The organism is Comamonas sp. 14P8.1.4 (genome assembly GCF_057799285.1).
The window spans coordinates 1-1,137 of the sequence record NZ_JBYOKN010000028.1 but is presented as its reverse complement, the minus strand read 5'-3'; the positions used below and the strand labels follow the sequence as shown (position 1 = coordinate 1,137).

Below are 1,137 nucleotides of genomic sequence, written 5' to 3'. Positions count from 1 at the left end.
GGATTTCCCCTTCAAAAACCAAATGCCACCTCGTCTGCGAACTTCTGTCTGACGCTATTGCGACCGTCTTTCATTCATCTGCTGGGTGGCGTTCTTTTGTTCATAGGTGGCGCAAGAAATTTGCACCATCTATGTCACTTAGGGGCATCCGCAATACCATTCACACTGCGCTGAAAATCAGTGCTTTGAGTGCTTTTTATGCACGAGCACCAAAGTTCAAATTGCGTCCAACCAGCATGCGGATGCAACTAACTCTTCAGTGCCCGTGCTTATTGCAGCAGGCTCAGCACGTTCTGGGTCGACTGGTTGGCTTGCGCCACCATGGCCGTACCCGCTTGCTGCAGGATCTGCGCACGGCTCAAGTTCGCGGTTTCCGACGCAAAGTCGGTATCCACAATACGGCCACGTGCTGCCGTGATGTTCTCGTTCATGATGTCGATGTTCTCGACAGTCTTTTCAAAACGCGTCTGCAGCGCACCCAAATTAGCACGTGCTGAGTTGATCTGATCTATCGCGGAATCAATGCGTTTGAGCGCATCCCAAGCACCTGCCTGCGTACTCACGCTCAGGTTCTCAATGCCGTGCTGGTCTGCTGCACTCACTGCACTCCATGTTGGCGTTGCAGGAATGCCTGTTTTTCCTGGCTCGTTAGAAACAAAAGTGACGGTTTCTGGCGTATTAGAAGCATCCAGCTTTTCAGACAAAAGCGTCAGCTTATTACCATCCAAAAATGCTGTGACGCCAGTGTCTGCGGTCTTTGCATTGATAGCAGCCACGATTTGCCCCATCCGCTCCGTCTTAGAAGATGCAGCGGGAATGGAGTCAAACGTAACCGTTGGAGAAGTCCCGATCGTGATGCCAAATGGCCCTGCCGTTTGTGCCGTGGTTGCTGCAGTGAGTGCGGTCACCAAAGCAGCATTTTGGTTTGCAGGCAGCGGATTTGCCAGCACGTCTGCGTCCACCGCAGCTTGTGCTGCCACAACAGCCGCATCCAGATCAGCCTGATTGAGCAATGCATCATCAAAATCGGTTGGATCAAAGTTCGCAACTTCTAGCTTGTTGTAGTTCACATTCGACAGTGCGCTGGCCTTGGCATTGGTGATACCACCCACGGTGATGTTGTCACCGGCACCCGAA

The 1,137-nt window shown here is 52.2% G+C and carries 1 protein-coding gene; it reads right to left on the bottom strand.

The annotated features are described in order from the left end of the window. Window positions 1-269: 269 nt before the first annotated feature. Window positions 270-1,137: flagellin (locus AC27VO_RS16465; RefSeq protein ID WP_488667797.1), on the bottom strand; the 868-nt coding region annotated here is incomplete at its 5' end.